This is a genomic window from Roseovarius salincola, from assembly GCF_026891095.1.
In the GTDB taxonomy this organism is placed as follows: Bacteria; Pseudomonadota; Alphaproteobacteria; order Rhodobacterales; family Rhodobacteraceae; genus Roseovarius; species Roseovarius salincola.
The window spans coordinates 32,077-49,737 of sequence record NZ_JAPTNL010000010.1 but is presented as its reverse complement, the minus strand read 5'-3'; the positions used below and the strand labels follow the sequence as shown (position 1 = coordinate 49,737).

The window sequence follows — 17,661 nt, the reverse complement described above, 5'->3', positions numbered from 1 at the left end:
CTTGGCGCTTGACCGGCGCGCATGGGCAGGGCATCACCCGGATCATGCTGATCTACAAGATATTGCGCGCCGGTGAATGGCGCGAATTGCGCGAAAACGCCATCAGCCGGGGGGCGCCGGTCGATCTGGCCGATGGCTATATCCATTTCTCGACCGCCGCGCAGGCGCCCGAGACGGCCGCGAAGCATTTCGCGGGCGAAGAGGGGCTGATGCTGCTGGCGGTCGAAGCGGCGGCGCTGGGGGATGCGCTGGCATGGGAAGAGTCGCGCGGGGGCGCACTTTTCCCGCATCTTTACCGCGAATTGCGCCTTGAGGATGTGCATTGGGCGCAGCCTCTGCCGCTTGAGGGTGGCGCGCACAGCTTTCCGCCGGGCATGACATGAGCAGCGTCGCGCGCCAGTTCGAGCGCATGGGGCTGGCGGCTTTGCACCGGCTGGACCCGGAGCGCGCCCATGATGCGGCGCTGATGGCGCTGCGCGCGAGTCTTGTGCCGCTGCCGGGGCGCATCACCTCGCCGCGCCTGCGCTGCGAACTGGCGGGGCTCGCGCTGGACAATCCGGTGGGGCTGGCGGCGGGGTTCGACAAGAACGCCCGCGCTCTTGGCCCGTTGTCGCGCGCGGGGTTCGGCTTTCTCGAGGTCGGGGCCGTGACGCCGCGCGCGCAGCCCGGAAACCCGCGCCCGCGCCTGTTTCGCCTGCGCGAGGATCGCGGCGTGATCAACCGTTTCGGTTTCAACAATGAAGGCATGGAGGCCGCCGCCGCGCGGCTGGCGCAGCGCCCGGAGGATGCGGTGATCGGGCTCAATCTGGGGGCCAACAAGGACAGCGCCGACCGGGCCGGGGATTTCGCCCGCGTGCTGGCGCATTGCGGGCGCGACCTTGATTTCGCGACGGTCAATGTCAGCAGCCCCAACACCGAGAAGCTGCGCGATCTGCAGGGCGCCGACGCGCTGGCAAAGCTGCTTGAGGGGGTGATGGCGGCGCGCGGCTCGCTGCCCGTGCCGATTCCGGTCTTTCTCAAGATCGCGCCTGACCTGAGCGACGGCGAGCTTTCTGAGATCGCCGATGTGGCGCGCGCGGCGGGCGTCTGCGGGATCATCGCCACCAACACGACACTGGCGCGCGAAGGGCTGCATGGCCCCCACGCAAGCGAGGCCGGGGGCCTTTCGGGCGCGCCGCTGTTCGAGCGCTCGACACGGGTGCTGGCGCGGCTCTCGCAGCTGACGGGCGGCGAGATGCCCCTGATCGGGGTCGGCGGCGTCGCGACGCCCGAACAGGCCTATGAAAAGATCCGCGCCGGGGCCCATGCGGTGCAGCTTTATTCGGCGCTGGTCTTCGAGGGCATGTCGCTGGTCGGGCGGATCGTGCGCGGGCTTGATACGCTGCTTGAGCGCGACGGGTTCGGCACTGTCGCCGGGGCGGTGGGCAGCGGGCGCGACGCCTGGCTCTGATCCGCAGCGCGCGTGCTCCGGGGCATGGGCTTTGAGGCTTTGCAGGCGGGCGGCTTCGACCTAAATTGACGGCGAGCGATCAGCTCACTGTCACGGAGAGGCCATGACGCAGGACGAAGGCACAGAGCAGCGGCGCGGCGGGATTTCGGGCTGGATCGACGCGGTGGTGTTTGACCTCGCGCGTCAGATGCGCTGGACCTTCCTGCCGCCGCTGATGGTGTATTTCGCCGCCGGGGTCTCGGGGCTGACCGGGATCGTGGGCACATTCTATGTCAAGGAATACCTTGATCTTTCTGCCGCCTACCTGGCGGGCCTCGCGTTCTGGGCGGGGCTGCCCTGGGCGCTCAAGATGCCGCTGGGGCATCTGGTGGATATCATCTGGCGCTGGAAATGGCTGCTGGTCTACCTTGGCGCCGGGCTGATCGGACTGAGCATGATCATCATGTACCTGGTGATCGCCGAGACAGCCCTGATGGAAACGATGATGCCGGCCAGTGCCTGGTTCGTCACCGCGTTCATGCTGACGCCCTGCGGGCTGGTGTTACAAGATGCGGTGGCGGATGCGATGTCGGTCGAGGCGGTGCCGCGCCTGGACGCGAGCGGCGCGCCCATCTCCGACGAGGCCAGCCGCGCCATGCACACCACCATGCAGACGCTGGGGCGTTTCGCGCTGATCGCGGGCACGGTGCTGGTGGCGGCGATGAATATCTGGATGTTTCGCGGCATCGAGGCCATGGATGACGGCGCCAAGGCCGATATCTATGCCCGCATCTATCTGATCGCGCTGGTCATTCCGCTGCTGTCGGTCTCGGGCGTGGTGCTGGCGGGGGTGCAGAAATACCGCGCGCGCCACAGGATGCTGGGACGCGGGCTGACGCCCGGCGAGACCGATGCGCTGTTCGAGCGGCCCGACGAGAAGACCGAGCCCAACCCGTGGTATTTCATCGGCGGCGGTGCCTTCGTGGCGTTGACGCTGGCGGTGGGGCTGGGACAGGTGCCTTACGGGCAGGAGATCATCTTTGCCGGGTCGATGGCGATCGTGCTGTTTCTCATGCGCCAGTTGATTTCGGTGCTGGCCCCCGCGCAGGCGCGCGCCCTGATCGGCACGGCGATGATCATCTTCGTGTTTCGCGCGGTGCCGCGCCCCGGCAACGGGCAGACCTGGTTCGAGATCGACGTGCTGGGGTTTGACCAGCAGTTCCTGTCGCTCCTGTCGCTGATCACTTCGGTGCTGACGCTGGCCGGGCTGGTGGTGTTGCGCCCGCTGATTGCGTCGCGCCCGATCGTGTGGATCTTCGTCATGCTGACACTGGCCGCGGGGATCATGAACATGCCCAATATCGGCCTCTATTACGGCATCCAGGACATCACCGCACCGCTGACCGGCGGAGTGGTGGATGCGCGTTTCATCGCGGTGCTGGATACGGCGGTGGAATCGCCGCTGGGGCAGGTCGCGATGATCCCGATGCTGGCCTGGATCGCGCGCAACGCGCCGGCCAACCTGAAGGCGACCTTCTTTGCGGTCATGGCCTCGTTCACCAACCTGGCGCTGTCGGCATCGAGCCTGTTGACGCGCTACCTGAACGAGATCTTCACGGTCACGCGCGAAGTGACCGACAAGGATAGCGGCGCGGTCACGGTCCCGGCGGATTATTCCGAGCTTGGCATGCTGCTGATCGTGGTGACCGCCATCACCGTGGGCACGCCGCTCCTGGTGATCTGGCTGGTGCAGAATTCAAGGTTGCGCAGCACCGACTGAGCGCGTGCCCGCTGGCGGGGGGTGGAGCGAGGGGCCGGCCCCTCGCGCTCCCCGGGATATTTTCAAACAGAAGAAGGCAGGCGCGCGGCGCGTTCCAGGGCCGGGTAGCGCAGGGCAAGCGTGATCCCGCGCGCCACGAAGCTGATCAGCAGCGCCGCCCAGAGCCCGTGATTGCCGAATAACGGCAGCAGGATGAGGACGGCCGCGCCGTAGACCGCAAGGCTGAGCGCCATCATGTTGCGCATGTCGCGGGTGCGGGTCGCCCCGATGAAGATTCCGTCAAGCATGTAGGGCGCAAGGCCGAGCACCGGCACCGCAATGACCCAGGGGAGATAGGCGCGCGCCGCCGCCTGCACAGCGGGCACCTTGGCCATGAGGTCGATGGTGAAGGGGCCGAGCAAGGCAAAGCCGAGCGCCAGCGCGATCACCGCGAGTCCGCCCCAGAGGCTGGAGAGCAGCGCCGCGCGGCGCAGGCGCGCCATATCGAAGCGCCCCATCGCCTGCCCCACCAGCGCTTCGGCGGCAAAGGCGAAACCGTCGAGCGCATAGGAGGTGATCTGCAGGAATTGCAGCAGCACCTGGTTGGCGGCCAGCGTCACGTCGCCGAAATCGGCCCCGAGAAACAGGAAGGAGACGAAGATCCCCTGAAGCATCAGCGAGCGCAGCAGGATATCGGTGTTGACCGAGGCCATGCGGCGCAGCGCGGGCGCGTCAAAGACGCGCGTCCAGTCGCGCCAGGCAGGCAGCGCGAAGGCATCGCGGCAGAGCCAGAGCCCCAGCCCGAGCCCGAACCATTCAGCGATGAAGGTGGCGCCGGCGACGCCGGTCACACCCCAGCCGAGCCCGAGCACGAACCACAGATCAAGCCCCACATTGACCCCGTTCATGGCCAGTTGCACCACCAGTACCGCGCGGGTGCGTTCGAGCGCGATCAGCCAGCCTGTCACCCCGTAAAGCCCGATGATGGCCGGGGCGCTCCAGATGCGGATCGCGAGATAGTCATGCGCGAGGGATTCGACCTCGGCACTGGCCGGGGAAAGCGCGAAGGCGGCGGCGAAGAGCGGGGCCTGGAAGGCGATCGCCAGCAGCCCGGCAACCCCGGCAACCATCAGCGCGCGCGTCAGCATCGCCGCGACCTCGCCCTGGCGCCCGGCGCCGTGGGCCTGGCTGGTGAGTCCGGTGGTGCCCATGCGCAGGAAGCCGAACACCCAGTAGATCGCCGAGAGGATCACCGCGCCGATCCCCACCGCGCCGATGGGGGCGGCCAGCCCAAGCTGCCCGATCACGCCGGTATCCACCGCGCCGAGGATCGGCACGGTGATATTGGCGAGCACGATGGGAATGGCGATCCTGAGCACGCGGCGATGGGTCAGCGCGCCGTCGGCGGGTTCAGCCATCGCGGCGCGGCATCAGGAAATGGCCCGAGGCCTGCGCGAAGGGGCGCGCGCGGTTGTCCTGCCAGGCCTCGACGCGCACCGAGGCGTAGCGCCGCCCCGAACGCGCCACCTGCGCGCGCGCATAGGCGTCGCGCGGCAGGCCCGAGCGCAGGTAATCGACGGTGAAGTCGATGGTCTTGGGCAGGCGCGGCAGACGCCCCGCGGCAAGGTCGGCGGGATCGAGCGCGCCGGCCTCGATCTCGTGCCAGAGCATCGACCAGCTGAGGCCGATGATCGCCGAAACCTCGAGAAAGGCCGCCGTCGCACCGCCATGCAGCGCCGGCAGGAGCGGGTTGCCGATCAGCTTGTCGTCAAAGGGCATGACCGCGGTCAGCTCGTCGCCCCGCCGGTCGAAGGTGATGCCGAGGAAGCGGATATAGGGCACACCATCGACCAGCGCATTGAGCGCGGCGTCGCGGCGTTGCTTGACCACCTGGACGGGTTCGGGGTGCTTGCCGGTTCGCTTGCCGGATGCGGTCATGCCTTTGCCTCCACGGTGAAGGTGCCGGTGGCGGTGGCGACGGGGCGCGCGTCATCGTCATCCATCGCACGGGCACGCACGAAGATCACCGAGCGGGTGAAATGGTAGCATTCGGCGCGCGCGCGGATGCGCTGCCCCGGCGTGGCCGGGCGCATGTAGTCGATGCGCAGGTCGATGGTGGCGGTCAGGCCGGGATTGTCGGGATGGCTCATCGCCGCCGCCCCGCAGCAGGTATCCATCAGCGCCGAGACCGCGCCGCCATGAATCACCCCGGTTTCGGGATCGCCGATGAAGCGGCTGTCGTAGTCCATGACGATCTCGGCGCTGCCCTCGCCGATCTCGGTCAGTTCCATGCCCAGCGCCTGCGAATGCGGGATCGCGGTGATGAACTGTTCGGCGATCCTGGTCTTGTCCACGCTCATGCGGATTCTGCGCCCCCTCTGGGTGTTGCGGCCCCTTTATGGGCCTGAATGCGGGAGGGTCGCAAGGGTGGCGGTTGCTCTTGGTCCGGGGCGGGGCTAACCTTTGCCAAGGGAGTGACCACGGATGGCCGAACAGCGACTGTCATTCAAGGAAATGTGTGCAAGGTTCGACGTGACGCCGCGCACCTTGCGATATTACGAGTATATCGAGCTGCTGACCCCCGACCGCGAGGGTCGCTCGCGGTTCTACCGCCCGAAGGAAATCGCCCGGATGACCCTGATCCTGCGGGGGCGCAGATTCGGCTTTTCGCTGGAAGAGATCCGGCAATGGCTGCTGATCTACGCGCATGAAGGCACCGAGGCGCAGATGCGCACCTGGATCGAGTTGGCCGACCGGCAGCTGAGCGAGCTGGCCGAGCAGAAAACCCAGCTCGAGGAGACCATCGCCGAGCTGCGCGCGCTGCGCGACGAGACCGACGCGAGCCTGAAATAGGGCGGCCCCCTGCCCTGCCCCTTTGCCGTTTCCCGCGATCCACCGACAGGTCCGGGCAAGAAAACTGCGCCGGCGCGTGGGTTACCTTGCTTGATCCTGCGTCAACTTCAAAGTGACGTGACGTATCTCTTACGTCAACGTGATCCGGTGTTGTAGCCAAGCAGGTGACGCCCCAGCTTGGACCCGGATGAAACAGCATGACATGCACAGACGTTTGGGCGATAGGACCGATGACCGAAGAGACCATGACAATCCGCCAGATGTGCGATGCGTTCGACGTGACGCCGCGCACCTTGCGATTCTATGAATCCAAGGAGCTTCTGTTTCCCCGCCGCGCGGGCCAGAAGCGCCTGTTCACCCGGCGCGACCGCGCCCGGCTGAAACTGATCCTGCGGGGCAAGCGCTTTGGCTTTTCGCTTGAAGAGATCCGCCAGCTTCTGGATCTTTACGACAAGGGCGACCAGCAGCTCACGCAGCTGACCTCGGCCTATGCGATCGCGCAGGGGCGGCTGGCCGAACTGAAACGCCAGCGCGACGAGCTGACCACTGCGATCAGCGAGCTCAGCGACCAGATGAAATGGGGCGAGAAGATGATCGCCTCGATCCGGCAATCGCCGACGAGCGCCGCCGAGTAACCCTGCGGCACCGAATTTCAACGGAGAGAGAATAACATGCCCAGCTATACCCCGCCCACCAAGGACATGCAGTTCGTCTTGCACGATGTTCTCGAGGTCTCGCAATCCGACATCCCCGGCTATGACGAGCTGGACCGTGATTTCACCAGCGCGGTTCTGGACGAGGCCGGCAAGATCGCCGCCGATGTGCTGGCGCCGCTCAACGCCGTGGGTGACAGGCAGGGCTGCACGCTGGAAAACGGCGTTGTGCGCGTGCCTGAGGGGTTTCAGGCAGCGTTCGACCAGGTGCGCGACGGCGGCTGGACGGCGCTGGATTGCGACCCCGATTATGGCGGACAGGGCCTGCCCTATCTGATCTCCACCGCGGTGGGCGAAATGTTCTCGGCGGCGAACATGGCGTTCAACATGTATCAGGGCCTGACCCATGGCGCCTATAATGCCATCCATGCCCATGGCAGCGATGCGCAGAAACAGACCTATCTGCCCAAGATGGTCAGCTGCGAATGGGGGGGCACCATGAACCTGACCGAGCCTCATTGCGGCACCGATCTGGGCCTGATCCGCACCAAGGCGGAACCGGCCGGCGATGACAGCTACAGGATCACCGGGCAGAAGATCTGGATCTCGGCGGGCGAGCACGACATGTGCGAGAACATCATCCATCTGGTGCTGGCCAAGCTGCCCGATGCGCCCGAGGGGGTGAAGGGGATTTCGCTGTTCATCGTGCCCAAGTTCATGGTCAACGAGGACGGCAGTCTTGGTGCGCGCAACGCGCTGAGCTGTGGCGGGCTAGAGGAAAAGATGGGCATTCACGGCAATGCCACATGCGTCATGAACTATGACGGCGCGACCGGCTTTCTTGTCGGCGAGCCGCACAAGGGAATGCGCGCGATGTTCACCATGATGAACGAGGCCCGGATTGGCGTTGGCCTGCAAGGCTATGCCCAGGGCGAGGTCGCCTATCAGAACGCGCTTGGCTTTGCGCTGGACCGCCTGCAGGGGCGCGACGTGACCGGCGCGCAGGCGCCCGACAAGCCCGCCGACCCGATCATCGTGCATCCCGATGTGCGCCGCAATCTTATGGACCAGAAGGCGTTCGTGGAGGGCGCGCGCGCCTTCACCTTCTGGGGGGCCTCGATGATCGACGCGAGCCACCGCAAGGGCGACGAAGAGGCCGAGCAGATGGTCTCGCTGCTGACTCCGGTGATCAAGGGTTTCCTGACCGACAAGGGATTCGAAACCACCGTGCTGGCGCAGCAGACGCTGGGCGGGTCCGGATTCACCCGCGAATGGGGGTTGGAGCAGTTCGTGCGCGATGCCCGCATCACCATGATCTACGAAGGCACCAACGGCATTCAGTCGCTGGACCTGGTGGGGCGCAAGCTGGCGCAGAATGGCGGCAAGGCGATCATGGCATTCTTCGACATGATCAAGGCCTATATCAAGGACAACGCGGGCGCCGACGAGGATTTCGACGCGCAGTTCCTGGACCCCCTCAAGGCGGCCAGCAAGGATCTTCAGGCGGCAGGCATGTATTTCATGCAGAACGGCATGAAGAACCCCAATAACGCCCTGTCCGGCAGCTATGATTTCATGCATCTTTTCGGTCATGTCTGCCTGGGGCTGATCTGGGCGCGCATGGCCAAGGCCGCGCAGCGCGCGCTGGCGGCGGGGGATGGCGACAGCGCTTTCCTCGAGGCCAAGATCGCCACCGGGCGCCACTACATGGCGCGCCACCTGCCGATGACCGCCACGCATCTGGCGCGCATCGAGACCGGCGCCGATACGGTGATGGCCCTCACGCCCGAGCAATTCGCCAGCGCGGGCTGAGGAGAGCCGGCCGGCCCGGGGGACGGAGAAGAAAAGGAGGAGGAGACAGGATGCCCAAACGTTTTCGCCTGACCCGCCGTTTCAACGCGGCGATGACCGAGGACGGCTATCGCCGCCTTCGCCGCTTCGCGCAGGAGGCGGGCCTCGACGAGGGCGAGGCGCTGTCCTTTCTTTTCGAGAATTTCGACAGCGTGACCGACAGCGACAACCTTACCCACCGCCTGCGGCTGTTCAATTCCGACCTCGAGGCGCGCAAGAGATGAGCGGAGTGTTCCAATGACATCGCAATGGATGACGGACGAGCACCGGATGCTTGCCGAAATGACCGCGAAATTCATTACCGAGGAATGGGCGCCCCATTTCGCGCGCTGGAACGAACAGGGCGAGATGGATCGCGAGACCTGGCAGCAGGCGGGCGAGCTGGGCCTGCTCTGCCCCTCGATTCCCGAGGAATATGGCGGCGCGGGCGGCGATTTCGGCCATGAGGCGGTGATCTGCATCGAACAGTCGCGCGCCAACCTCGCCAGTTGGGGCAACCCGATCCATTCCGGGATCGTGGCGCATTACATCCTGGCCTATGGCAGCGAGGAGCAGAAGAAACGCTGGTTGCCGAAGATGGTCTCGGGCGAGTTGGTGGGGGCGCTCGCGATGACCGAACCGGGCACCGGATCGGATGTGCAGGGCATCAGGACCCGTGCGGTGCGCGATGGCAATGGCTGGCGGCTGTCGGGACAAAAGACCTTCATCACCAATGGCCAGCATGCCGGGCTGATCGTCACCGCCGCCAAGACCGACCCGGATGCGGGGGCGCGCGGTATCTCGCTGGTGGTGGTGGAAACCGAGGGCGCCGAGGGGTTCAAGCGCGGGCGCAACCTTGAAAAGGTCGGCTGCCATGCGGCCGATACCTCCGAGCTGTTCTTCGATGATGTGGCGATCGCGCCCGAAAACATCCTTGGCGGCGAGGACGGCATGGGTTTTGGGCAGATGATGGATCAGTTGCCCCAGGAGAGGCTGGTCATCGCCTGCGGCGCGCAGGGCGCGATGGAAGGCGCGGTGGCGCGCACCATCGCCTATTGCAAGGAGCGCGAGGCTTTCGGCGGGCCGCTGACGCAGTTTCAGAACACCCGCTTCCAGCTGGCCGAATGCCAGACCAAGACCCGCGTCGCGCGCGCCTTCCTGGATGACTGCATTGCGGCGCATCTGCGGGGCGAACTGAGCGTGGAAACCGCCGCGATGGCGAAATACTGGCTGACCGACACCCAGGGCGAGGTTCTGGATGCCTGCCTGCAACTGCATGGCGGCTATGGTTACATGGCCGAATACGATATCGCCGGGATGTGGGCGGATGCGCGGGTGCAGCGAATCTATGGCGGCACCAACGAGATCATGAAGGAACTGATTGCGAGGGGGCTTTGATGGGTCTGGAGCCGGCGCATAACGCCAGCGCAGCGCCGGGGGTTTCACACCCCCGGACCCCCGTGGAGTATTGCTGGCAAGATGAAGCGGACAGGTCCGCCCCCTCCGATGCGCGGGCCGGCTGGCATCAGGCACCGGAGCGGGGCTTCACCTTGCACGGTCATCGGCTCTCCAGCCTGTTCCGCGCCGATGAAGAAAGCACATCGAAGTTAATTCCGGGTAAACCGGCTCCGGCTTCATCTTGCCGGAAATACTCATGAGCGACACAGCACACGCGCACAGCGCAGGAGGATCGCGATGACCATTGAACTTTACTGCTTTGGCGAAAGCGGCAACGCCTACAAGGCGGCGCTGGCGCTGGAACTGGCGGGGATGGACTGGACCCCGGTATATATCGATTTCTTCAATGGCGAGACCCGCGGCGAAGCGTTTCGCGAGATCAACCCGATGGGCGAGGTGCCGGTGCTGCGCGATGGCGACGTGACCTTGACGCAATCGGGGGTCATGCAGATCTATGTCACGGAAAAGACAGGGCGTTTCGGCGGCGCGACGCCCGAAGAGGCGCGCGAGGTGATGCGCTGGATGTTCTGGGACAATCACAAGCTGTCGAGCCAGGCCGGAATGACAAGGTTCCTGATGAACTTCCTGCCTGAAGAGAAGCGCCCCGAGGGGGTGATCCCCTTCATGCAGGGGCGTCTGAAAGCCGCTTATGCCACGCTCAACAGCCATCTTGAGGGGCGCGACTGGATCGTCGGCGAGGGGGTCACCAATGCCGACCTGAGCTGCTGTGGCTATCTATTCTACCCCGAGCCGTTCGGTTTCGAGCGCGCGGCCTGGCCCCGGATCGACCGCTGGCTGGCGAATATCGAGCGCCTGCCCGGCTGGAAACACCCTTATGAGCTGATGCCCGGATCCCCCGCGGACCGGGCCTGAGAGAGGAGACGACGATGTCTGACGCCTATATCTATGACGCCGTGCGCACCCCGCGCGGCAAGGGCCGCAAGGATGGCGCGCTGCACGAGGTCACGAGCGTGCGCCTTTCGGCGGATGTGCTGAACGCCGTCAAGGCGCGCAACGGGCTTAAGGGTCACGCCGTCGAGGACGTGATCTGGGGCAATGTCACGCAGGTGAAGGAACAGGGCGGCTGCCTTGCGCGCACCGCCGTTCTGGCCTCGGAGCTGGATGAGCGCATCCCCGGCCTTGCGATCAACCGCTTTTGCGCCTCGGGCATGGAGGCGGTCAACCTGGCCGCCAACCAGGTCATGGGCGGCGCTGGCGATGGCTATATCGCGGGCGGCGTCGAGATGATGGGCCGCGTGGCCATGGGCAGCGACGGCGCGGCGATCGCCGTCGATCCGAGCGTCGCGATGGAGAGCTATTTCGTGCCCCAAGGCATCAGCGCCGACATCATCGCGACCGAGTTCGGCTTCAGCCGCGACGAGGCCGATGCGCTGGCCGTCGAAAGCCAGAACCGGGCCGCTGCCGCCTGGGCCGACAACCGCTTTGCGAAATCCATCATCGGGGTGAAGGACCAGAACGGTCTGAGCATTCTTGACCGGGACGAATACATGCGCCCGGGCACCGACATGCAGAGCCTTGGCGCGCTCAAACCCAGCTTCAAGGACATGGGCGAGGTCATGCCGGGCTTCGACGCGGTGGCCAAGCTGAAATACCCGCATCTGGAGGCGATCAACCATATCCACCACGCGGGCAACAGCTCGGGCATCGTCGATGGCGCCGCCGCGGTGCTGGTGGGCTCGAAGGCATTCGGCGAGAAATGGGGCCTTACCCCGCGCGCCCGCATCCGTCAGACCACCAAGATCGGCACCGATCCCACGATCATGCTGACCGGCCCGGTTCCCGCCACCGAAAAGGCGCTGAAGGACAGCGGCATGAGCATCGGCGATATCGACCTCTTCGAGGTGAACGAGGCCTTCGCGGCGGTCGTTCTGCGCTTCATGCAGGCGTTCGATGTCGATCCCGGCCGGGTCAATGTCAACGGCGGCGCGATCGCCATGGGCCACCCGCTGGGCGCCACCGGCGCGATCATCATCGGCACGCTGCTCGACGAGTTGGAGCGCAGCGACAAGGAAGTCGGGCTTGCCACGCTTTGCATCGCGTCCGGCATGGGCGCGGCCACGATCATCGAGCGGGTTTGAGCCGCGGCGAAGGGAGATTAGGACAATGACCGATTTCACGATGGAAAAAGGCGCCGATGGCGTCGCCGTGATCACCTGGGACACGGCTGGCAAGTCGATGAACGTGATGAACGAGCAGGGATTTCTGGACCTCGAGGCGCTGACCGACGACGCGCTGGCGGATGATGGCGTCAAGGGCGTGGTCATCACCAGCGGCAAGGAGGGCAGCTTTGCCGGGGGCATGGACCTCAACGTCATCGCCAGGATGCGCGACGACGCGGGCGACGAACCCGCGCGCGGGTTGTTCGAGGGCGTGATGGGCATGCACGCCATCCTGCGCAAGATCGAGCGCGCCGGCATGGATGACAGGAACAAGGGCGGCAAGCCGATCGCCGCCGCCCTGCCCGGCACCGCGCTTGGCATCGGGCTGGAGATCCCGCTGGCCTGCCACCGGATCTTTGCCGCCGACAACCCATCGGCCAAGATCGGCCTGCCCGAGATCATGGTCGGCATCTTTCCCGGCGCGGGCGGCACCACGCGGCTGGCGCGCAAGCTCGGGGCGATGGCGGCGGCGCCGTTGCTGCTGGAGGGCAAGCTGAACGATCCCAGGAAAGCCAGGACCGCCGGGGTGGTCGACGAGGTCGTGCCCGCAGGCGAGTTGCTGGACAAGGCGCGCGAATGGGTGCTTTCGGAGCCCGCCATCGTCAAGCCATGGGACGAGAAGGGCTACAAGATGCCCGGCGGCGAGCCCTATCACCCCGCAGGGTTCATGACTTTCGTCGGTGCCAGCGCGATGGTCAACGGCAAGACCCAAGGCGCCTTTCCCGCCGCCAAGGCCTTGTTGAGCGCGGTCTATGAAGGCGCGCTGGTGCCGTTTGACACCGCCCTCAAGATCGAGGCGCGCTGGTTCACCAACGTGCTGATGAACCCCTCGTCAAGCGCGATGATCCGCTCGCTTTTCATCAACAAGGAGGCGCTGGAAAAAGGCGCCAACCGGCCCGAGGCGCCGGACCAGAAGGTGAAGAAGCTGGGCGTGATGGGCGCCGGCATGATGGGCGCGGGCATCGCGCTCGTGTCGGCGCAGGCGGGTATCGAGGTGGTCCTGATCGACCAGAAGCAGGAGGCCGCCGACAAGGGCAAGGCCTATAGCGCCGATTACATGGACAAGGGCATCAAGCGCGGCAAGGCGACCGAGGACACCAAAGCCGCCCTGCTGGACCGGATCACCGCGACCACGGATTACGCCGCGCTCGAGGGCTGCGATCTGGTGATCGAGGCGGTGTTCGAGGATCCCGCCATCAAGGCCGAGGTCACCGGCAAGGTGCTTGAGGTGGTGGGCGCGGATTGCATCTTTGCCACCAACACCTCGACCCTGCCGATTTCCGAGCTGGCCAAGGCATCCGACAGCCCCGAGACCTTCATCGGCATTCATTTCTTTTCGCCGGTCGAGAAGATGCGCCTTGTCGAGATCATCAAGGGCGAAAAGACCGGCACGCGCGCCGTCGCCAAGGCGCTGGATTACGTGCGCCAGATCCGCAAGACGCCGATCGTGGTCAATGACGCGCGGTTCTTCTATGCCAACCGCTGCATCATTCCCTATATCAACGAGGGTATCCGCATGGTCGCCGAAGGGGTCACGCCTGCGCTGATCGACAATGCGGCACGCCAGCTTGGTTTCCCGGTGGGGCCGCTGCAACTGGTGGACGAGACCTCGATCGACCTTGGCGCGAAGATCGCGCGCGCCACGAGGGCCGCGATGGGGGATGCCTATCCCGACGCGGCGGTCGACGAGGTGATCTTCTGGATGGAAAGCGAAGGGCGACTGGGCCGCAAGGCGAATGCGGGTTTCTTCGACTATGACGACAAGGGCAAGCGGCAGGGTTATTGGAGCGGGCTGGCCGGGAAGTTCCCGCCCGCTTCTGAACAGCCCGGTCTGACCGAAGTGCAGCACCGCCTGATGTTCGCGCAGGTGCTGGAGGCCGTGCGCGCGCTGGAGGAAGGCGTGCTGGAGGACATCCGCGAAGGCGATGTCGGGGCGATCCTGGGCTGGGGTTTCGCGCCCTGGTCGGGCGGGCCGTTCAGCTGGCTCGATATCATCGGCACGCCCTATGCCGCCGAGCGCTGCGATCAGCTTGAGGCGGCATATGGGGAGCGTTTTGCCTGCCCTGCGCTGCTGCGCGAGATGGCCGGGCGCAACCAGGGCTTCTATCGCCGCTTCGCCCCGGACGCAGAAGCGGCCGCCTGAGGGCCGGCCAGGGCGCAACGCCCGCGCGGCCCCCTGTCGGTCGCGCGGGCGCAAAACCTGCACATCTTCAGAAGGACGAGACCGCCGCGCGCATGTCCCGTGGCAACGGGATTGTGTCGCTCGAAAGCTCGATCTCGATCTGTGCGGCCAGCGCGCGCGCCTCGTCGGGCGGCAACACCGTGTAAAGCGGCCCGTCCCGGTCGTGCATCGCCCGGTCCATGAGATCGCGCGACGAGGGCGCGAAGAACAGCGCCCCGGTTTCGTCGAACACCACTTGATCTTCGGCGAAATGCAGCACCACGACCTGCTGGTTCCGCTCGGGGGGCACGCGGGCAATGCCGCGAATGCCCTCCAGCACCTCGCCCGGCAAAAGCGCGAAGGGATCGCCGTAGAGCGCCTCGGCGGCATCGCTTTCCAGCAGCATCGCCTGATCGGGCAGCACCCGGATCACCGTGCGGTTGCCCAGCGCGCCGCGCGGCACCTCAAGCGGCCAGAACCGGCGCGGACAGGCGCTTTCGCCGCTCCAGAGCGGGTCGCGCAGCACTTCGGTCACGCGTTGCAGCCCGGCATCGAATGTCAGGACCTTGTCGCCCATGGCGATGGCCTCGACAGGGCGCCAGCCCATGGCGGTGGCAATGCGGGTGCCTTCGACCAGTCCCGTCATGATCCCGGCCGCGCCCCCGTCACAAGTTTCATCATGTCCCGCCATGCGTTCGGCCCCCCAGGGCGCGCAGACAACCATGCCAACATTCCTGTCCTTTCTGTCGGCCGGGGCAGCCGGCCAATCCTCAGGGTTGAGACCATCAGGCATGATTCTCTTGCCCCTGTTTGGTCAGGAAAGTGGCGAAATCTGGGCATTGTTGTCGCGATGTCGCCAGACCCTTTGCATCTTATGGGTTGGCATGGCGCGGGCGTCTTATCGCGCGCTGCGGAATGCGTAGCCGAATCGCGCGATATCGGTGTGGCAGATCGCGGCCAGGGTTTCGGCGTCGCGGTCGCTGTAGAAGGGGCGGAAATCGCGTGGGCGCCGCGAACGATTCGTGACGCCCGGTTCCAGCCGGAAGCCCAGATGCGCCCAAAGCGGCGCGCAATCTTCTTCAAGATGTTCGAGCCGGATATAGGCGTCGCAATATTCCTGCCCGTCGGCGGCACGCATATAGCTGCCATAGGGGGATGCGCGAAACGCGCCCGCCGTCTGAGGATCGTTCAGGAAGCCGCTGAAATCACGGGATTTCGCCAGGGTGACGGCAGGGTGGTCGAAGTCCTGATCGCGCAGCCAGTGGTAATAGCTGACCATCCGGTCCCAGGGGTTGCGCACCAGCGTGAAGGTGAAGGCCGCCGCGATCTGGGCCGGTGTCACCAGCCCGTCGATATCGGCCAGGGTCGAATGTTTCCAGAGCCGCCCAGCGCCGGGCGCGCCCGCCAGCCGCTTGCGCCGCTTGCGCGCCTTGGGGGTGTCGCCGATCAGGATGTCATCCTTCATCGCCCGCCCTTCGAGCGCCAGCGCCATCGAGGTGCCGCCTGTCTTGGGAATATGCACGAAAATATAGCTGCGCCCGGACGAGATGATCATGCATCAGACGCTAGAACAGCGCGCGCACGGTCAAAAGAGGCTAAGTTGCGGCGCAACACTCTTTTCATTTGTGCGACACCTGCGCACTATTCTGTCCCGCCGGGAGGGCGGATTTCACGAAGGGGGAGGACCACGATGGGTTGGATGGCAGACGAAACCGGGCTCGAGCGCAACAGCGCCAATTTCGTGCCGCTGACACCGCTGTCGCATCTGCGCCGCGCGGCGCAGCTGTTTCCCGATCACGAGGCGGTCGTCTATCGCGGCATCCGGCGCAATTACAGCGAATATCACGAACGCTGCACACGGCTGGCCTCGGCGCTGGCGAAGCTGGGGGTTGCGCCCGGCGATGTGGTGGCGACGCTGCTGCCCAACCTGCCCGCCCATGCCGAGGCGCATTTCGGCGTGCCCGCCTGCGGCGGCGTCCTCAACGCGATCAACACAAGGCTCGAGGCCGGGACCATCGCCTATATCCTAGACCATGGCGGCGCCAAGGTGCTGCTGGCGGACCCGCAATTCCTGCCCGTGGCGGCCGAGGCCTTCGAGGAGATGGAGAACGAGCCGCCGATCCTGATCGAGGTGGCCGACGACGAGGCCGGGGTGCATGCCCACGGTCACTATACCGAATACGAGGAGCTGCTTTCCTCGGGCGATCCCGGTTTCGAATGGATCATGCCGCAGGACGAATGGGAAAGCCTTGCGCTGAATTACACATCCGGCACCACGGGGCGGCCCAAAGGCGTCGTCTGTCATCATCGCGGCGCCTATCTGATGACCATGGGCACCGCCGTCAGCTGGCCGATGCCGCGCCATGCGCGCTACCTGATCATCGTGCCGCTGTTTCACTGCAACAACTGGAATCACACCTGGATGATGCCGATGCTGGGGGGCACCGTCATCTGTTGCCGCGACATCACCGCGCGCGCCATCTATGACGCCATCGCCGATGCGGGCGTCACCCATTTCGGCGCCGCGCCGATCGTGCTGAACACTATCGTCAACGCGCGCGAGGACGAGCGGCGCGAACTGGATCAGGTCGTCGAGGTCTACACCGCCGGCGCCCCGCCGCCCGCCGCCACTTTGCGCGCGATCGAGCCGCTGGGCTTCAAGGTGACGCAGGTCTACGGGCTGACCGAAACCTATGGCCATGTCACCGAATGCGTCTGGCAGACCCGCTGGAACGGTCTGGATGACGAGCAGCGCTATGCGATCAAGGCGCGCACCGGAGTCCTGATGCCGATGATGGAGGAGATCACCGCGATGGACCCAGACACCATGGCCCAGATCCCGATGGATGGCAGCAGCCAGGGCGAGATCATGATCCGGGGCAATTCGGTGATGAAGGGTTATCTCAAGAACCCGCGCGCCACGCGCGAGGCCTTTCGGGGGGGCTATTTCCATTCCGGCGACATCGCCGTGCAGCATCCCGACGGCTATCTTCAGATCGCCGACCGCGCCAAGGACATCATCATTTCGGGCGGCGAGAATATCAGCTCGGTCGAGATCGAGGGCGTGCTGATGATGCATCCCGCCGTGCTGCTTTGCGCGGTGGTGGCGATGCCCCATCCCACCTGGGGCGAGGTGCCCTGCGCCTTTGTCGAACTGAAGGACGGCGCCAAGGCCGAAAAGGACGAGTTGATCGCCTTTGCGCGCGAACGGCTGGCAGGGTTCAAGACGCCCAAGCACGTGGAATTCCAGGAGCTTCCCAAGACATCCACCGGCAAGATCCAGAAATTCGAACTGCGCGCCATTGCCCGGACACTCTGAGCAAGGCGATTGCCGCCCC

The 17,661-nt window shown here is 65.5% G+C and carries 17 protein-coding genes; 12 read left to right on the top strand and 5 right to left on the bottom strand.

Translation table 11 applies throughout. The features are described from left to right. The first annotated feature begins 44 nt into the window (after positions 1–44). The 3 genes from N5A93_RS11980 to N5A93_RS11970 all read left to right on the top strand — a co-directional run bounded on the left by N5A93_RS11980 (position 45) and on the right by N5A93_RS11970 (position 3,209). Positions 45–383: a DUF952 domain-containing protein gene (locus tag N5A93_RS11980; RefSeq protein WP_268955417.1), complete on the top strand. Its 339-nt coding sequence runs from the start codon at positions 45–47 to the stop codon at positions 381–383. Further along, positions 380–1,450, top strand: a complete 1,071-nt coding sequence (locus N5A93_RS11975; RefSeq protein ID WP_268955336.1) for a quinone-dependent dihydroorotate dehydrogenase — start codon at positions 380–382, stop codon at positions 1,448–1,450. Before N5A93_RS11980 ends, N5A93_RS11975 begins: the two co-directional genes overlap by 4 nt. Before the next feature lie 103 nt (positions 1,451–1,553). Beyond that, positions 1,554–3,209 carry an MFS transporter gene (locus N5A93_RS11970; protein WP_268955335.1) on the top strand — a complete coding sequence of 552 codons (1,656 nt, stop codon included), beginning with the start codon at positions 1,554–1,556 and terminating at the stop codon, positions 3,207–3,209. A gap of 62 nt (positions 3,210–3,271) precedes the next feature. On the opposite strand, the gene N5A93_RS11965 is transcribed toward N5A93_RS11970, so the two are convergent. The 3 genes from N5A93_RS11965 to N5A93_RS11955 are packed head-to-tail and all read right to left on the bottom strand — an operon-like array spanning position 3,272 to position 5,548. Continuing rightward, positions 3,272–4,606, bottom strand: coding sequence for an MATE family efflux transporter (locus tag N5A93_RS11965; protein WP_268955334.1), 1,335 nt, complete (start codon positions 4,604–4,606; stop codon positions 3,272–3,274). Continuing rightward, entirely contained in the window at positions 4,599–5,126 is a 528-nt protein-coding gene (locus tag N5A93_RS11960; protein WP_268955333.1) for a PaaI family thioesterase, read from the bottom strand. Before N5A93_RS11960 ends, N5A93_RS11965 begins: the two co-directional genes overlap by 8 nt. Further along, a complete protein-coding gene (locus N5A93_RS11955) occupies positions 5,123–5,548 on the bottom strand; it encodes a PaaI family thioesterase (RefSeq protein ID WP_268955332.1) in 426 nt (141 codons plus the stop codon). The genes N5A93_RS11960 and N5A93_RS11955 overlap by 4 nt, the downstream gene beginning before the upstream one ends. Before the next feature lie 124 nt (positions 5,549–5,672). Here N5A93_RS11955 and N5A93_RS11950 point away from each other — a divergent pair, with 124 nt between their 5' ends. The 8 genes from N5A93_RS11950 (at position 5,673) to N5A93_RS11915 (ending at position 14,305) form a co-directional block, all read left to right on the top strand. Next, the gene (locus tag N5A93_RS11950; RefSeq protein WP_268955331.1) at positions 5,673–6,041 is read left to right on the top strand and encodes a MerR family transcriptional regulator; all 369 of its coding nucleotides are present in this window, start codon (positions 5,673–5,675) and stop codon (positions 6,039–6,041) included. A gap of 230 nt (positions 6,042–6,271) precedes the next feature. After that, positions 6,272–6,676 (top strand): MerR family transcriptional regulator, encoded by a 405-nt coding sequence (locus N5A93_RS11945; protein ID WP_268955330.1) that lies wholly within the window; start codon positions 6,272–6,274, stop codon positions 6,674–6,676. A gap of 36 nt (positions 6,677–6,712) precedes the next feature. After that, positions 6,713–8,506: an acyl-CoA dehydrogenase C-terminal domain-containing protein gene (locus N5A93_RS11940; protein WP_268955329.1), complete on the top strand. Its 1,794-nt coding sequence runs from the start codon at positions 6,713–6,715 to the stop codon at positions 8,504–8,506. 50 nt (positions 8,507–8,556) lie between these two features. After that, positions 8,557–8,769 (top strand): hypothetical protein, encoded by a 213-nt coding sequence (locus tag N5A93_RS11935; protein ID WP_268955328.1) that lies wholly within the window; start codon positions 8,557–8,559, stop codon positions 8,767–8,769. A gap of 13 nt (positions 8,770–8,782) precedes the next feature. Beyond that, on the top strand, positions 8,783–9,922 hold the full coding sequence (locus tag N5A93_RS11930; RefSeq protein ID WP_268955327.1) for an acyl-CoA dehydrogenase family protein: 1,140 nt from the start codon (positions 8,783–8,785) through the stop codon (positions 9,920–9,922). Between the two features lie 297 nt (positions 9,923–10,219). Further along, positions 10,220–10,855 (top strand): glutathione S-transferase family protein, encoded by a 636-nt coding sequence (locus N5A93_RS11925; protein WP_268955326.1) that lies wholly within the window; start codon positions 10,220–10,222, stop codon positions 10,853–10,855. Positions 10,856–10,869: 14 nt separating this feature from the next. Next, complete coding sequence (locus N5A93_RS11920; protein ID WP_268955325.1) at positions 10,870–12,081, top strand: acetyl-CoA C-acetyltransferase; 1,212 nt, start codon at positions 10,870–10,872, stop codon at positions 12,079–12,081. 25 nt (positions 12,082–12,106) lie between these two features. After that, a complete protein-coding gene (locus N5A93_RS11915; protein ID WP_268955324.1) occupies positions 12,107–14,305 on the top strand; it encodes a 3-hydroxyacyl-CoA dehydrogenase NAD-binding domain-containing protein in 2,199 nt (732 codons plus the stop codon). Between the two features lie 67 nt (positions 14,306–14,372). On the opposite strand, the gene N5A93_RS11910 is transcribed toward N5A93_RS11915, so the two are convergent. Together N5A93_RS11910 and N5A93_RS11905 are read right to left on the bottom strand one after the other, a co-directional pair. Beyond that, complete coding sequence (locus N5A93_RS11910; protein WP_268955323.1) at positions 14,373–14,969, bottom strand: Hint domain-containing protein; 597 nt, start codon at positions 14,967–14,969, stop codon at positions 14,373–14,375. A 252-nt stretch (positions 14,970–15,221) separates the two neighbouring features. Beyond that, complete coding sequence (locus tag N5A93_RS11905; RefSeq protein ID WP_268955322.1) at positions 15,222–15,878, bottom strand: sulfotransferase family 2 domain-containing protein; 657 nt, start codon at positions 15,876–15,878, stop codon at positions 15,222–15,224. 135 nt (positions 15,879–16,013) lie between these two features. Between N5A93_RS11905 and N5A93_RS11900 the strand changes: the two genes are divergently transcribed. Further along, the gene (locus N5A93_RS11900) at positions 16,014–17,642 is read left to right on the top strand and encodes an AMP-binding protein (RefSeq protein ID WP_268955321.1); all 1,629 of its coding nucleotides are present in this window, start codon (positions 16,014–16,016) and stop codon (positions 17,640–17,642) included. The last annotated feature ends 19 nt before the right edge of the window (positions 17,643–17,661 follow it).

Excerpts from the sequence above, each read along its gene's own strand:
- N5A93_RS11980 (WP_268955417.1), top strand. The coding sequence starts at position 45 with ATGCTGATCTACAAGATATTGCGCGCCGGTGAATGGCGCGAATTGCGC.
- N5A93_RS11975 (WP_268955336.1), top strand. The coding sequence starts at position 380 with ATGAGCAGCGTCGCGCGCCAGTTCGAGCGCATGGGGCTGGCGGCTTTG.
- N5A93_RS11970 (WP_268955335.1), top strand. The coding sequence starts at position 1,554 with ATGACGCAGGACGAAGGCACAGAGCAGCGGCGCGGCGGGATTTCGGGC.
- N5A93_RS11965 (WP_268955334.1), bottom strand. The coding sequence starts at position 4,606 with ATGGCTGAACCCGCCGACGGCGCGCTGACCCATCGCCGCGTGCTCAGG.
- N5A93_RS11960 (WP_268955333.1), bottom strand. The coding sequence starts at position 5,126 with ATGACCGCATCCGGCAAGCGAACCGGCAAGCACCCCGAACCCGTCCAG.
- N5A93_RS11955 (WP_268955332.1), bottom strand. The coding sequence starts at position 5,548 with ATGAGCGTGGACAAGACCAGGATCGCCGAACAGTTCATCACCGCGATC.
- N5A93_RS11950 (WP_268955331.1), top strand. The coding sequence starts at position 5,673 with ATGGCCGAACAGCGACTGTCATTCAAGGAAATGTGTGCAAGGTTCGAC.
- N5A93_RS11945 (WP_268955330.1), top strand. The coding sequence starts at position 6,272 with ATGACCGAAGAGACCATGACAATCCGCCAGATGTGCGATGCGTTCGAC.
- N5A93_RS11940 (WP_268955329.1), top strand. The coding sequence starts at position 6,713 with ATGCCCAGCTATACCCCGCCCACCAAGGACATGCAGTTCGTCTTGCAC.
- N5A93_RS11935 (WP_268955328.1), top strand. The coding sequence starts at position 8,557 with ATGCCCAAACGTTTTCGCCTGACCCGCCGTTTCAACGCGGCGATGACC.
- N5A93_RS11930 (WP_268955327.1), top strand. The coding sequence starts at position 8,783 with ATGACATCGCAATGGATGACGGACGAGCACCGGATGCTTGCCGAAATG.
- N5A93_RS11925 (WP_268955326.1), top strand. The coding sequence starts at position 10,220 with ATGACCATTGAACTTTACTGCTTTGGCGAAAGCGGCAACGCCTACAAG.
- N5A93_RS11920 (WP_268955325.1), top strand. The coding sequence starts at position 10,870 with ATGTCTGACGCCTATATCTATGACGCCGTGCGCACCCCGCGCGGCAAG.
- N5A93_RS11915 (WP_268955324.1), top strand. The coding sequence starts at position 12,107 with ATGACCGATTTCACGATGGAAAAAGGCGCCGATGGCGTCGCCGTGATC.
- N5A93_RS11910 (WP_268955323.1), bottom strand. The coding sequence starts at position 14,969 with ATGACGGGACTGGTCGAAGGCACCCGCATTGCCACCGCCATGGGCTGG.
- N5A93_RS11905 (WP_268955322.1), bottom strand. The coding sequence starts at position 15,878 with ATGATCATCTCGTCCGGGCGCAGCTATATTTTCGTGCATATTCCCAAG.
- N5A93_RS11900 (WP_268955321.1), top strand. The coding sequence starts at position 16,014 with ATGGGTTGGATGGCAGACGAAACCGGGCTCGAGCGCAACAGCGCCAAT.